The organism is Streptomyces sp. NPDC051105, assembly GCF_040682795.1.
Classification (GTDB): Bacteria; Actinomycetota; Actinomycetes; order Streptomycetales; family Streptomycetaceae; genus Streptomyces.
The window spans coordinates 409,161-422,706 of sequence record NZ_JBFBBR010000005.1; the positions used below are offsets into that span (position 1 = coordinate 409,161).

General features: G+C 71.7%; 13 protein-coding genes, 1 tRNA gene and 1 pseudogene. 6 read left to right on the forward strand and 9 right to left on the reverse strand.

Translation table 11 applies throughout. The annotated features are described in order from the left end of the window. Positions 1–5: 5 nt before the first annotated feature. A complete protein-coding gene (locus tag AB0N16_RS15505; RefSeq protein WP_365796840.1) occupies positions 6–692 on the reverse strand; it encodes a histidine phosphatase family protein in 687 nt (228 codons plus the stop codon). 173 nt (positions 693–865) lie between these two features. Here AB0N16_RS15505 and corA point away from each other — a divergent pair, with 173 nt between their 5' ends. Continuing rightward, a complete protein-coding gene (gene corA, locus AB0N16_RS15510) occupies positions 866–1,870 on the forward strand; it encodes a magnesium/cobalt transporter CorA (RefSeq protein WP_365796841.1) in 1,005 nt (334 codons plus the stop codon). A 39-nt stretch (positions 1,871–1,909) separates the two neighbouring features. Here the strand turns inward: corA and AB0N16_RS15515 are convergent. Together AB0N16_RS15515 and AB0N16_RS15520 are read right to left on the reverse strand one after the other, a co-directional pair. After that, positions 1,910–2,086 (reverse strand): annotated as a pseudogene (locus tag AB0N16_RS15515) (ferritin-like domain-containing protein); the annotation flags it as partial. Positions 2,087–2,341: 255 nt separating this feature from the next. After that, positions 2,342–3,397, reverse strand: coding sequence for an LLM class F420-dependent oxidoreductase (locus AB0N16_RS15520; RefSeq protein WP_365796843.1), 1,056 nt, complete (start codon positions 3,395–3,397; stop codon positions 2,342–2,344). Between the two features lie 255 nt (positions 3,398–3,652). Here AB0N16_RS15520 and AB0N16_RS15525 point away from each other — a divergent pair, with 255 nt between their 5' ends. Both AB0N16_RS15525 and AB0N16_RS15530 read left to right on the forward strand, forming a co-directional pair. After that, a complete protein-coding gene (locus AB0N16_RS15525) occupies positions 3,653–4,636 on the forward strand; it encodes an aldo/keto reductase (RefSeq protein WP_365796845.1) in 984 nt (327 codons plus the stop codon). Between the two features lie 233 nt (positions 4,637–4,869). Continuing rightward, the gene (locus AB0N16_RS15530; protein WP_365797131.1) at positions 4,870–7,095 is read left to right on the forward strand and encodes a helix-hairpin-helix domain-containing protein; all 2,226 of its coding nucleotides are present in this window, start codon (positions 4,870–4,872) and stop codon (positions 7,093–7,095) included. 101 nt (positions 7,096–7,196) lie between these two features. Here the strand turns inward: AB0N16_RS15530 and AB0N16_RS15535 are convergent, their stop codons facing one another. Continuing rightward, entirely contained in the window at positions 7,197–7,919 is a 723-nt protein-coding gene (locus AB0N16_RS15535; RefSeq protein WP_365796847.1) for a hypothetical protein, read from the reverse strand. 47 nt (positions 7,920–7,966) lie between these two features. Between AB0N16_RS15535 and AB0N16_RS15540 the strand changes: the two genes are divergently transcribed. Beyond that, a complete protein-coding gene (locus tag AB0N16_RS15540) occupies positions 7,967–8,155 on the forward strand; it encodes a DUF5703 family protein (RefSeq protein ID WP_046732800.1) in 189 nt (62 codons plus the stop codon). 104 nt (positions 8,156–8,259) lie between these two features. Here AB0N16_RS15540 and AB0N16_RS15545 read toward each other — a convergent pair whose 3' ends face one another. The 3 genes from AB0N16_RS15545 to AB0N16_RS15555 form a co-directional block, all read right to left on the reverse strand. After that, positions 8,260–9,249 (reverse strand): chaplin, encoded by a 990-nt coding sequence (locus tag AB0N16_RS15545; protein ID WP_365796849.1) that lies wholly within the window; start codon positions 9,247–9,249, stop codon positions 8,260–8,262. 135 nt (positions 9,250–9,384) lie between these two features. Then, complete coding sequence (gene chpH, locus AB0N16_RS15550) at positions 9,385–9,618, reverse strand: chaplin ChpH (RefSeq protein WP_123978334.1); 234 nt, start codon at positions 9,616–9,618, stop codon at positions 9,385–9,387. A gap of 145 nt (positions 9,619–9,763) precedes the next feature. Continuing rightward, the gene (locus tag AB0N16_RS15555; RefSeq protein WP_365796851.1) at positions 9,764–11,089 is read right to left on the reverse strand and encodes a M20/M25/M40 family metallo-hydrolase; all 1,326 of its coding nucleotides are present in this window, start codon (positions 11,087–11,089) and stop codon (positions 9,764–9,766) included. A gap of 211 nt (positions 11,090–11,300) precedes the next feature. On the opposite strand from AB0N16_RS15555, the gene AB0N16_RS15560 reads away from it, so the two are divergent. Further along, positions 11,301–11,388, forward strand: a tRNA-Leu gene (locus tag AB0N16_RS15560). A 53-nt stretch (positions 11,389–11,441) separates the two neighbouring features. Here the strand turns inward: AB0N16_RS15560 and AB0N16_RS15565 are convergent. Together AB0N16_RS15565 and AB0N16_RS15570 are read right to left on the reverse strand one after the other, a co-directional pair. Further along, complete coding sequence (locus AB0N16_RS15565; RefSeq protein ID WP_365796853.1) at positions 11,442–11,678, reverse strand: DUF397 domain-containing protein; 237 nt, start codon at positions 11,676–11,678, stop codon at positions 11,442–11,444. 3 nt (positions 11,679–11,681) lie between these two features. Beyond that, positions 11,682–12,548 carry a helix-turn-helix transcriptional regulator gene (locus tag AB0N16_RS15570; protein ID WP_352220058.1) on the reverse strand — a complete coding sequence of 289 codons (867 nt, stop codon included), beginning with the start codon at positions 12,546–12,548 and terminating at the stop codon, positions 11,682–11,684. Positions 12,549–12,789: 241 nt separating this feature from the next. On the opposite strand from AB0N16_RS15570, the gene AB0N16_RS15575 reads away from it, so the two are divergent. Further along, positions 12,790–13,233, forward strand: coding sequence for an ATP-binding protein (locus tag AB0N16_RS15575; protein WP_365796855.1), 444 nt, complete (start codon positions 12,790–12,792; stop codon positions 13,231–13,233). Positions 13,234–13,546 lie beyond the last annotated feature (313 nt).

A 13,546-nucleotide genomic window follows, 5' to 3' on the forward strand; every position in this document is an offset into this window, starting at 1 on the left:
GACGATCACGGCGCGCCGGCACCGCCACCGACCGGGGCGTCTTCCCCGGGAGGTTCCTCGCGGGGGGCAAGGGACGCGAAATCCCCGGTGTCCCCGAGACGAACGAGAAACGGCCGCAGACGGGTGTAGCGGATCGCGGTGATGGAACACGGTTCGACGGAGATCCGTTGGAAGAGGTCGAGATGCAGACCGAGCGCGTCCGCGACGAGCGACTTGATGATGTCGCCGTGCGAGCACATCAGGTAGACGGCGTCCGAGCCGTGGTCGCGCTCCACGCGCGCGTTCCACTCGCGTACGGCCTCGGCGGCGCGCGTCTGCATGGCGCGCATGGACTCCCCGCCCGGGAAGGCGGCCGCCGAGGGGTGCGCCTGCACCACCTCCATCAGCGGGTCGTCCTTGAGCTCGGCGAGCTTGCGGCCGGACCAGTCGCCGTAGTGGGCCTCCCCGATCCGCTCGTCGGTGTGGGCGGTGAGCTCCGGGCGGGCGTCCAGCAGGGGGCGGATCGTCTCCTGGCAGCGCTGCAGGGGACTGGCGACGACCTCCGAGATCGGCAGACCGGCGAGCCGGCCGGGCAGCGCGGCGGCCTGGGCGGCTCCGCGGTCGTCGAGGGCGACGCCGGAGGTCCAGCCGGCGAGCAGCCCGGAGGTGTTGGCGGTGGACCGTCCGTGCCTTACGAGGATCAGCGTGGGCATGCGGCCCAGGGTAGGCGTTCGCCCGCCCGAGGAGTGCGCCGGTGCCGAGGGGCCGAACGCGCTCGCCGCTTCGGGTCTCCGTTCGCTCGACACCTCGACGCCGACGGGTGCGGCCCGGAGGCGGAAAACGTCACGGAGTGCGGTGTGGACCGAGCGACGGGAGAATACTCTCCGTGATCGTCGACTGTGCCATCTACCGGAACGGGGAGCGGACGGAGACCCCGCAGGACTTCTCCGACGCCCTCGCGGAGGCACGCGCGCGTGGCGACAGTTTTCTCTGGATCGGCCTGTACGAGCCGACGGAGCACGAGTTCGACCTGGTCACCGACGAGTTCGGGCTGCATCCGCTGGCCGTGGAGGACGCCCTGACGGCTCACCAGCGGCCCAAGCTGGAGGTGTACGACGACTCGCTGTTCGTCGTCCTGAAGCCGGTGACGTACGAGCCGCAGAGCGACACGGTGACCTCCGGCGAGCTGATGATCTTTATCGGGGACTCCTTCGTGGTCACTGTGCGCCACGGGACCCCCTCGCCGCTCGGGGACATCCGGCGCCATCTGGAAGAGCAGCACGAGCTGCTCAAGCACGGGCCGACGGGGGTGCTGTACTCGATCTCCGACGCGGTCGTCGACAACTACCTGGAGGTCGCGACCGAGCTGCAGACCGACCTGGAGGAGCTGGAGACCGAGGTGTTCTCGCCGAGCGGCGGCGGCTCCCGGCACACCGCGTCGCGGATCTACACGTTCAAGCGGCAGATCCTGGAGTTCCGCCGGGCCACCGTGCCGCTGGCCGTGCCGATGACCAAGCTGGCGGGGGTGGGCTCTTACAGCAGCGGCCTGACGGTGCCCTTCGTGCGCGAGGACGCCCGCCCCTTCTTCCGGGACGTCAACGACCACCTGCTGCGCGTGAACGAGGGCGTGGAGGGCCTGGACCGGCTGGTCTCCGACGTCCTCAGCGCCCATCTCGCGCAGATGAGCGTGCGGCAGAACGACGACATGCGGAAGATCTCCGCGTGGGCGGCCATGGCGGCGGTCCCCACACTGATCGCGGGGATCTACGGAATGAACTTCGACCACATGCCCGAGCTGCACTGGTTCTGGGGATACCCGGCGGTGATCCTGGTCATGGCCTCCCTGGAGCTGACGCTGTACCGGCTGTTCAAGCGCCGCGGCTGGATGTGAGGCGCGCGGCGGCCGGGCGCCCGCCTCCCCCCGCTCAGGCGAGTTCGGGGGCGCGGCTGGCGGGGGTGGCGGGCCGCCCAGGGCGTTCCTGTGCTCCGGCATCCGCAGCGACACCATCCGGCGCCGGCCGACGGCGCGCTCCCAGGCGTAGACGGCGTGGATGCCGCACGCGAGGAGCGCGGACCTGCCCTTCGGCCAGCCGAGGACGCGGCCCATGCGGACAGTCTCTTGGCCGAAAGCGTCGTGGGCACCCCTCCGGAGGACTCACCAGACCCGCAGAGATCGAGTCGAATGCCGCATCCGGACAGCCCCAACAGCTGTGCGGACGAACTTCGGCCGAAAGGAGGAGCACCGGGGTCACACCGGGGGCGTAACCGGGCGGGCGCGGGCGCGTTGTTCTCCGTGACGGCCGTGGCGGGGAAGACCCCCGAGCCCCCACCACGGCCGGGGACTTCTCTCTCGCCGAGGCGCTTACGCGAGCCCGGCGCGCTCCAGGGCCTCGGCGCCGGCCCGCAGCGAGGCGAGCCGCTCGTCCAGGGCGAATCCGGCGGGCGCCAGGGACAGCGTGGTGACCCCGGCGGCCGCGTAGGCCTTCATCCGGTCGGCGATCCGGTCCACGGAACCCAGCAGCGTGGTCTTGTCGATCAGGTCGTGCGGAACGGCGGCCGCGGCCCCGTTCTTGTCCCCGGACAGGTACTTGTCCTGGATCTCGGCGGCCTCCTGCTCGTACCCCATGCGCTGGGCGAGATGGTTGTAGAAGTTCTGCTTGCGGCTGCCCATGCCGCCGACGTACAGGGCGGTGTACGGCCGGAAGGTGTCGGCGAGCGTGGCCACGTCCTTGTCCTCGCCGACGGCGAGCGGCAGCGTCGGGCAGATGTCGAACCCGTCGAGGGTCTCGCCGGCCTTCTCCCGCCCCGCGCGCAGGTACTTCACGGCCGTCTCCTCCAGGTGCTCGGCGGAGGGGAAGATCAGCAGGGCGCCGTCGGCGATCTCACCGGTCTGCTCCAGGTTCTTCGGCCCGATGGCGGCGATGTAGACCGGGATGTGCTCGCGCTCCGGGTGCACGGTCAGCTTGATCGGCTTGCCGGGACCGCCCGGCAGCGGCAGCGTCCAGTGCTCGCCCTCGTACGACAGCCGCTCGCGGCTCATCGCCCTGCGCACGATCTCCACGTACTCGCGGGTGCGGGAGAGCGGCTTGTCGAACTTGACGCCGTACCAGCCCTCGGAGACCTGTGGGCCGGAGACGCCGAGGCCGAGCCGGAAGCGGCCCTTGGACAACGAGTCGAGCGTCGCGGCGGTCATCGCGGTCATCGCGGGCTGCCGGGCCGGGATCTGGAAGATGGCCGAGCCGACGTCGATCCGCTCGGTCTGGGCGGCGACCCAGCTGAGTACGGTGGCGGCGTCGGAGCCGTAGGCCTCGGCGGCCCAGCAGACGGCGTACCCGAGCCGCTCGGCCTCCTGCGCCACGGCCAGATTGTCCCCGTCCATCCCGGCACCCCAGTAGCCGAGGTTGATCCCGAGCTTCATGGCCGATCCCCTTACCGATCAGTAACGTCGCTGTTGCGGAGACCTTAGCGCGGTCATGGGCGGGTGGGGGATCGGTCGTGGCCCGGCCGCGCGTCGTGGGGACTGGTCGCACCCACGCGGCGGAGCCGCGTATCGGTACTGCCCCGCGCCCCTGGGCAGGGCGGCTCCCGCCTCCTGCAAACGTACCGCTGCCTCGTGAAATCGGTTATCCACAGGCAACCCAACGCACCAACTCTGGCCAGTAATCTCGCGGGCATGGAGCAGAGGCATCTCGGCCGTACCGGCCTGCGCGTGTCCCGGATCGGGCTCGGCACCCTCACCTGGGGCCGGGACGTCGACGAGCACGACGCCGCGGACATGCTGAAGGCGTTCTGGGAGGCCGGCGGAACCCTCGTGGACACCGCGGACGTGTACGGCGACGGAGAGGCCGAGTACCTCCTCGGACAGCTCATAGAAGGGCTGGTGCCGCGCCGGGACCTGGTCATCTCGACGAAGGCGGGCAGCGTCCCCGACCCCGACCGCCGTTTCGACGGCTCCCGCGGCCATCTGCTCGCCGCGCTCGACGCCTCCCTGTCCCGCCTGGGCACCGACTACGTCGACGTCTGGCACGTGCACGCCTACGACCCGGACACCCCGCTGGAGGAGACCCTCCAGGCCCTCGACCTGGCCGTGAGCAGCGGCCGCGCCCGGTACGCCGGGGTCTCCAACTTCTGCGGCTGGCAGCTCGCGAAGGCGGCGACCTGGCAGCTCGCGGCGCCGGGCATCCGCACCCGGCTGGCCAGCACGCAGCTGGAGTACTCGCTGCTCCAGCGGGGCGTGGAACGCGAGGTGCTGCCCGCCGCCCTCGACCTCGGCATCGGCCTGCTGCCGTCCTCCCCGCTGGGCCGGGGGGTGCTGACCGCGAAGTACCGCCACTCCACTCCCCCGGACTCCAGAGGCGCCTCCGAGCATCTGGCGCCGTTCGTCGCGCCGTATCTCGACGACACCGCGACCCGGATCGTGGACGCGGTGCAGACGGCGGCGGACGGACTCGCCGTAACACCGCTCCAGGTGGCGCTCGCCTGGGTCCGGGACCGGCCGGGCGTGGCCGCGCCGATCGTCGGTGCGCGCAACGCGCAGCAGCTCACGGGGGCATTGTCAGTGGAGGCGCTTACTCTTCCTGACGAGATCTGCCGGGCCCTCGACGACGTGTCGGCGCCCGTGCACCGCTATCCCGATCACGACTGGAGCACCCTGTGAGCACGGAGCCGGGGCTGGGCGCCACGCCCGAGGCCGACGAGGGCACGACGGCCGGGGGGACGACGGAGACCGACGCCCTCGCCACCACCACCGCCGCGGCAGGCGACACGGCAAGCGACACGCAACCCGCCGACTCCCGGGCGACGGGCACGGACGACGCGGGCGATGCGGGCGATGCGGGCGGGACCGGCACGGACGACGCGGGCGACGGCAGCGATCGGGCCGACGGCGGCATCACGGACACGGGCGGTGCCCCGGAGGCCAATGCAGGCGGAGAGGGCGACGCGGGCAACGGCAGCCGCCTGGCCGAGATCGACGACACCGCAGGCGCGGGCGGTGGCCCGGAGGCCGGCGAGGGCGCTGGCGGCGACCGGGCCGACGGCGGTGTCGCGGGCGCGGCCGGTGGCCCGGAGGGCGGCGCGGGCGACGGCGGTTCGGTGGGTGCCGCGCGGCTGTCCGAGGCCGAGGCCGAGCTGGCCGCACAGCGGGTCGAGCGGGAGCGGATCGAGCGGCGGAAGGCCGAGAAGGCGGGGCCGGTCGAGGCCGGGACCAAGCTCAGTGGCAAGGCGGCCGACCTGCTCGCGGCGATCCGGGCGGTGGAGAGCGGCGAGAAGCCCACGGCCACCGTGTTCGCCGCCCCGGAGCCCGCCCCGCGGCAGGCGTCCGTACCGGAGCCGGCTCACCGGCCCCGGCCCGCACCTGTCGCCGCCGCGCCTGCGGCACCCGCCGCGGAGACGGTCGCGGCGGTACGGGCGTTGCTGACCGAAGGCGGTGCGCCCGAGTCGCTCGCCCCCCAGATCGCCGCCGCCCTCGGTGAGGGCGCGGACGCCCTGCTGCGGGAGGACCCCTGGCAACTGCTCCGGGTCACCGGTGTACGGCCGGACCAGGCGGACGGGTTCGCGCGGGCGCTGCTGGGCGCGGAGTGCGGTCCGGACGACGAGCGGCGTGGCCGGGCGGTCACCGGCTGGCTCCTGGAACAGGCCGCCCTGGCCGGGCACACCGCGCTGGAGATGCCGGCGCTCACCGCCGCGCTGGCCCAGCGGGCGGTACCCGACCCCGAGGCTGCCGTGCAGAGCGCGATCGCCGAGGGAGACGCGCTGGTCTTCCAGGACCCCCTGGATCCGGGCGCTCCCGAGCCCGAGGACGACGAGGAGGAGCGGCCGGTGCGGGTCCTGGTCGCTCTGGAGCGGTACGCGCTGGCCGAGGAGAGCCTCGCCGACGGACTGGCCCGGCTGGTCAACTCCCTGTCCAAGGACGCCGCGGAGCGCTGGGAGGCGGCCGCCACGGCGGCCACCGGCGGCGCGGCCGAGCTGGCGGCGGCGGTCGCCGGACACGGCCTGGTGCTGCATACGGGCGGCGAGGCGGCGCGCGCCGAACCGGCGGCCCTGCTCAGCGCGGCCCGGAGCGCCGGACTGCGTGCCTTCGCCGTCACCCACACCCCGGAGGGACACCGCCGCCTGGCCGCGCCGGCGGACGGCGAGGCGGCGGACGGCGAGGCGCCCGTCGGCACGGTCGCCGGTCTGCTCTCCGGTGCCGAGGGGCCGGGCCGGGACGCCGAGGGTGCCCTGGACCTCGACCTGCTGATCGTGCTGGACGCGCCCCAGCTGGACGTGGAGAGCGCCGCGATGCTCGTGGAGGCGCTGCCCGACGGGGCCCGGCTGGTGCTGAGCGGGGATCCGGCGGTGCTGTGGTCGGCGGGCCCCGGGCGGGTCTTCGCCGACCTGCTGGCGGCCCGGGTGTGCCCGGCGATCGCCTCGCGCACGCCCGACCCCGGCCCGCTCGGCGAACTGGTCTCCGGGATCGGCGCCGGCGAGCTGAACCAGGTTGAGGCGCCAGGCAAGGAGATCGTGATCGTGCCGGTGCGGGACGCGGGCGAGGCGGTGCACCGGACGGTGCAGCTGGTCGCCGACTCCGTCCCGCGCGCCATCGGCGTCCCCGCCGAACAGACCGTGGTGATCACCCCGGGCCACGGCGGCGCGGCCGGCACCCGCGCCCTCAACGCGGCGCTCAAGGAACGGCTCAATCCGGGCCCCGGCCGCTTCGGCGGCTTCGACCCGGGCGACCGGATCGTCTACTCCCCCGCGCCGGGCCGTACGGTCCCGGGCCAGGTGGTGAACGCCGACGCCGACGGACTGCACCTGTCGTGCGCGGGCACGCCCGTCGTCGTACCGAAGGAGCGGGTGGAGCAGGCCGTACGCCACGGCTGGGCGCTGACCGCCCACCAGGCGGTGGCCGGCCACTGGCCCGCCGCGGTCGTGGTGCTGCCCGGGGACGCGGCCCAGTCCCTCAGCCGCCCCTGGGTGTACACGGCGTTCAGCCGGGCGGAGCGGCATCTGTCGGTGGTCCACGGCGTGGAACAGGCCCTGCCGAAGGCGGTGGCCGAGACCCTGCCGAAGCCCCGGACGACCCGCCTGCCACTCCTCCTCAAGGCACAGGCACCGGCGCCCGCCGAAGCCTGACCCGGCCCCACCCCTCTTCCCCGCCGTTCCCGCCGTGTCCCGTGAGCCGGCGGTGCCCGACCGGCCCGAAGGCCCGCACGGCACCGCCGGTCACCGGCGGGTCAGCGTTCGGCGTCCAACGGCTCCAGGTCCTCGTCCTCGTCGAGGTCGAGGACGTCGTCCAGCTCGTCCGCGTCCTCGCTGCGCCCGGTGTGCTCGCCGTCGTCGCCGTCCTCGTCGTCGAACACCGCGCTGACGTCGAACCGGCACACGACCCGCTGCGGTTCGACCCCCTCGAACGGGGCCTCCAGCCACTCACCGGGCTCGGCCTGCTCGTCCGCCGCGGTCACCCACAGGGTGGAGTCGCCCTCCTCCAGGCCGAACTCCTTGTGCCGGGAGGCGATCTCGTCCGGCTCGAACTCGCCGAACAGGATCCCCAGCGCCCCGTGGATCGTGCCGGCGGCGTCCTGGTCCGCGCCGGGAACGTCGCCGTACTCCGCCGCCTCGACCCGCTGGGCCTGCGCCAGCAGCCGCTGGGGTTCCGCCACGGCGTAGTCGCGGCGGATCAGCACGCTGATCGCGTTCGGCTCCTCGGGCCCCGCATACGGTGGCAGCGACTCCTCGGTGCCGGGGATCTCGAAGGGGGTGACCTCGTCGTGGCGGTCGTAGAGCAGCTCGTCGTAGACCTCGGCGGCCGCGGCCAGCTGGTTGAACGCCTCGTAGACAGCCGGGTCGTCCTCCCCCGACCTGCGTTCGACCGCGGCCAGATGGCGATCGAGCGCGGTCTTGACCGCCTCGGCGGCGGCGCGTACCTCGGCAGCGGTGGGCTGCGCAGCATCAGACATAGTGCAGACGCTATCCGTACCGGGCACCAGCCCGCACAATAGATGCGATGCCGGAATACGAATTTGTCGACGTGTACGTGCCTCGCGGGGTGTCCCGCAAGGAGGCGACGCGCCTGCTGACAGACCATGCCGAGTACGGACACTGGGAGTTGGACCGACTGAGCCTCATGCGCGACGGCAGCCGCAGGGTGCGGTTGCGCCGGCGGATCATCCGCCAGGTGCGTGCCACATGGTGAGACTCGCCGCATGACGGAAGGGGCCCCGCATCGACGGGGCCCGCTCCGTTCCGCGCACCGCCGCTGGGGGCGCCCCCTCTGAGACGAGCGTCACGGTCCGTGCGCTACGCCGAGGCGCGCGCCTTTCGGTACAGCACCGCACCCGCGAGCAGCGCGCCGGCGCCCGCCGGCAGCGTGAGGCCCAGCGGCAGGTCACTGCCGGTGTGCGCGAGCTGCGCGGCGGCCGGCCCGGGCTGGGTCACCGAGAGGCTGCCCAGCGGGTCGACGAGGGTGGGGCCGTTACCGGTCGTGACGGTCCCTCCCCCGGAGTGACCGGGCGGCGTACCCGGGTGCTGGCCCGGGTTGCCGGGGTTGCCCGGCTGCCCAGGGTGTCCCGGGGTTCCGGGCTGACCCGGCTGCCCGGGAGTTCCGGGGTGCCCCGGCTGCCCCGGCTGACCCGGCTGCCCGGGCGGGTTGCCGCCGTGCCCGCCGTGTCCTCCGTGCCCCGGAGGCGTCCCGTGCCCCCCGTGCCCGGGAGGGGTCCCGTGTCCGTGCCCCCCGTGTGCGGGCGGCTGCGTGGGGTGACAGTCGCCGGAGTGGCCGGAGCCGCCGGAATGTCCGGAACTCCCCCCGTTGGCGCACTCGTCGCCCACGGCGGTGTTGCCGATCCCGATGACGTTGACGCTGTTCCCGCACACGTTGACCGGGACGTCGATCGGCACCTGCACGGTGTTGCCCGAACCAACCCCGGGCGAGCCACCGGTGTGCCCCCCGGCGTGCGAGCCGCCGTGGGTTCCGTGCCCTCCACCGTGCCCCGGCTGTCCCCCGTACCCGCCGTGGCCGCCGTGGCCGGCGGAAGCACCGCCCCCGCCGCCGTGGTTGGCGCACTTGTTGCCCATCGACGGGTTGAGGGCGCCGACGACGTTCACGGTGTTGCCGCAGACGTTCACCGGAACGTGCACCGGCGCCTGCACCGTGTTCCCGGAGAGCACACCGGCTGAGTCGGTGGCGGAGCCGATGGCTCCCGAGTCGGCATGGGCGTAACCGCCCGCCGCGGCGATCACACCGGTCGCCGCGGCCACTGTCATGAGGCCCTTACGGGTGCCCTGTCGCATTTCTGAATTCCCCCCTGCCTTGGATCCTGACTCTTGCATTTCTCGCGGAAAGAGCCCGCGGAAAAACCGGTCGGCCCCGGAGCGCATGGCGCGCGCTCCGGGGCCGACGGAAAGACGCCCCTCAGGGAGTGGGCGTCACTTGTTGATGCAGGTGTTGCCGAAGGCGGGGTTCAGCAGCCCGATCACCGAGATCGTGTTGCCGCAGACGTTCACCGGGACGTGCACGGGAACCTGGATCACGTTGCCGGAGACGACACCCGGGGAACCCACGGCAGCGCCCTGAGCACCCGAATCGGCGACAGCCAGGCCCGCACCCGCGAGAACCAGACCACCAGTGGCAGCCGCAGCAGCGACGACCTTCTTGAGCATTATTCCTCCTTGTTGGCAATGCGATCCCAAGTAGCGGATCGCATTAGATGTAACGAGGAGGGAGTAATGGAGCTACGAGCTTATCGTCGCATTCACTCTTTTCAGTCGATCTCGCACAGCCGCCCGATTACCTGAAGCCAGGGCTTCACGACGCGTCGATGAAGCGGTCGAGTACCCGCACGCCGAACTGCAGGCCGTCCACCGGCACCCGCTCGTCCACGCCGTGGAACATGCCCGCGAAGTCCAGCTCCGGCGGCAGCTTCAGCGGTGCGAAGCCGAAGCCGCGGATGCCGAGGTCGTCGAAGGACTTGGCGTCGGTGCCACCGGAGAGCATGTAGGGGATCGCCTTGGCGGTGGGGTCCTCGGCCAGCAGCGAGGACTGCATGGCCTCCACCAGGGCGCCGTCGAAGGAGGTCTCCACCGCCTTGTCGGAGTGCACGTCCTCGCGGACAACGTGCGGGCCGAGGATCCGGTCGAGGTCGGCGAGGAACTCGTCCTCGTGCCCGGGCAGGAATCGGCCGTCCACGTGCGCGGTGGCCTCACCGGGGATGACGTTGACCTTGTAACCGGCGTTCAGCTGGGTGGGGTTGGCGGTGTTGCTAAGGGTCGCGCCGATGAGCTTGGCGATGCCGCCGAGCCGGGCCAGCGTCGACTCCATGTCCTCCGGGTCCAGGTCGGTGCCGAGCGCGTCGCCCAGTTCGTCGAGGAAGGCCCGGGTGGTCTTGGTGACCCGTACCGGGAACTTGTGCCGGCCGAGCCGGGCCACGGCCTCCGAGAGCTCGGTGATCGCGTTGTCGCGGTGGATCATCGAGCCGTGCCCGGCGGTGCCGGCCACCTTCAGCTTCATCCAGTGCATGCCCTTCTCGGCCGTCTGGATCAGATAGAGCCGCCGCTGCTCGTTCACCGTGAAGGAGAAGCCGCCCACCTCGCTGATCGCCTCGGTGACGCCCTCGAAGAGGTCCGGGTGGTGGTCGACGAGGTGCCGGGCGCCCCAGGTGCCGCCGGCCTCCTCGTCGGCGAGGAAGGCGAGCACGATGTCCCGGGGCGGCTTCCGGCCGCTGCGCAGCCGGTCCCGTACGACCGCCAGGGTCATCGCGTCCATGTCCTTCATGTCGACCGCGCCCCGGCCCCACACGCACCCGTCGGCGATCTCGCCGGAGAACGGGTGGTGGGTCCAGTCGTCGGCGTTGGCCGGTACGACGTCGAGGTGGCCGTGGATCAGCAGCGCGGGCCGGGTCGGGTCCGCGCCCTCGATGCGGGCCACCGTGGAGGCGCGGCCCGGGTGCGACTCGAAGATCTTCGGCTCGAGCCCGACCTCGGCGAGCTTCTCGGCCACCCACTCGGCGGCCTTGCGCTCGCCCGGCCCGGAGTGGTCGCCGTAGTTGCTGGTGTCGAAGCGGATCAGCTCGCGGCAGAGGTCCACGACCTCGTCCTCGCCGGTGACGCTCCTGGCCGTGTCCGTCTCGCTCACGCTGCTTCCTTCCGCTGTCACTGCCGGCCGGTCCCTGTCATCCTTTCCGTCATCCTCTCTCCCTTCCGGCTCCGAGCCCAAGACCGGTCCCGGTCCGTCACACGCCGTTCACGCCCGCCCGTCCCCGGAACAGGGTGTGATCGGCCACCTCCGAAAGCCTGGTAATGTTTCCTCCGTCGCCGCGAGGGAGACCCCGCGCGACAGACACCTTGTCCGGGTGGCGGAATGGCAGACGCGCTAGCTTGAGGTGCTAGTGCCCTTTATCGGGCGTGGGGGTTCAAGTCCCCCCTCGGACACCACGAAGAAACCCCTGCTGAGCAGGGGTTTCTTGGTTTTCGGGGAGGCGTGCGGGTCAGCCGAGGCGGCCTATTCGGCCGTCCCCGGGGTTCCCGAGGGGCACGGCCGAGGTGAACGCGGAGAGTGCCGCTCGGCCCAGCAGCAGCGCCGGCCCGTGGGGCCGCTTGCTGTCGCGGACGGCGACCGTCGCCCCGTCGACGATCCCGCATTCCACGCAGTCGGACTGTGATGCGGACGCCGAGGACTTCCACCAGGTCACCGGCAGAGTCGACGCGTCGTCAACGTGCTTCATTCGCTATTCGTTCTTCCTTATCTGGGTGATCAGTTCCACCGACGCCTCGACGGACTCGGCGGCAGACGTGAGGCGTTGCCACGCGGCCCGGTGCGTGGAGACCCGATCACGTTCCTCGATGTACAGGGCGGAGGTCAGCCCTTCCTGGTGGACGACGTCCAGGTCCGTGTGCGGACCGAAGCCCAGGATGCTGAAGGTGCCGGTCAGCCCGGCGTGCAGGGGGGCGTCCGAGCGCAACACCTGGATGTTGATGTTCGGGCGCCGCCCCATCGTAAGCAGGCGCCCCAACTGCTCGTACATCAGGGCGGGATCCTCGGTGGTGCAGCGCAGGGCCTGTTCGGAGATGATCGCCCAGAGCGCCAGCGGGTCACTGTCGCGGGTGAGGACGGCCTGGCGTGCCAGCCGTACCTCGACCAGTGCGTCGACCCGTGCCTCGACCGCCTCGGACATGGCGGTCGCCCGGATGATCTCGCGGGCGTACTCGGCCGTCTGGAGCAGTCCGGGGATCATCCCCAACTGCCAGGTGGACACCGTCTCCGCCTCGGCCTCCAGACTGATCAGGTCCTCGTACACCGGGGTGAGGACACCCCGGTACGAGTGCCACCAGTCGCGGCGGCCGCCCTCCTTGGTGAGTGTGATCAGGGCCGCGCGCAGTTCGTCGCTCACGTCGCGGCCGAGTGCGGTGTACAGGTCGAGCAGCGCCTGGATGTCCGCTGCCTTGGGGGCGGTCTTGCCGGTCTCCATCCGGGACAGCTTCGAGGAGACGAACGCGCCTTCGGAGTGCTCCGCGACCTCGTCGAGGGTGAGTTCGCCGCGCAGTTCGCGCAACTTCGCACCGAGCCGTCGCCGGCGCACCGTGGGCGTGCTCACGGATTCCCCCTTCTGTCCGATGAACTGCCCGACAGTCTGCCGTGCCGCCCCCACCCTCGCCACCGGCTCGCAGTTTGTCCCGCAACTCTCCCGCAGAGGTGCGCAATTTTTCACATCACGTGGAACGTATTGCGGTTGACTGTGTCGTGAAGGCACCATGAATCCGGGAAATACGAAAGTGACCGCACTCGCATGGCGAACCACCGTGCCTGCGTTGGGACATGCCCGTGAGGGGATCTACATGATCGAACGCCAGCGGAGCACCACGACCGAAACTCGTGCACTGCAACTCGCCCCGCCGCCCGTCCTGTTACTGGCCAGCGAGCCTCAGTCCGCCAGAGCGGCACGGATGTTCGTGAGCGACTTCATCACCCATCACACACCGGACGCCTCCCGTGACCACATCGAGGCCGTCGCGCTGGTCACCTGCGAACTGGTCACCAACTCCCTGCGGTACGAGACCGACCCGGACGACCCGGTCCGTCTCCTCATCGACACCGACGGCTCCCGGACCCGGGTCGAGGTGCACGATCCGCTGAACCACCGCCCTCGGCTACGGCCCATCTCCGTCGAACGCGACCGCGGGCGCGGCCTGCTGATCCTGGACGCGCTGTGCTCCGGCCGCTGGGGCGTGGGCAATCTGCCCTGGGGCAAGTCCATCTGGGCCGAGGTCAGCGCCGCGTGAACAGCACCGCGTGAACAGCACCGCGTGAACAGCACCGCGTGAACAGCACCGCGTGAACAGCACCGCTCGCTCCGTACCGTCCGATCCACACCGCCCCCCACGGCGACAGCCGGTTCCGCTGCGAACTCCCCTCCCCGCCGCGGCGCCGGCCGTCGTCGTGCGCGCGGTCGAGCCCGTGGAGTGGGCCCGCCTCACGCGCTGTTGACCCTTCTTACGCTGTGTTGGCCCGGCTCACGCTGTGTGTCTCATCTCTCGTCACGTTCGGGGAAGGCCTGGTCAGAGGTGACTTAAGATTCAAGGGACTGCCCCGAAC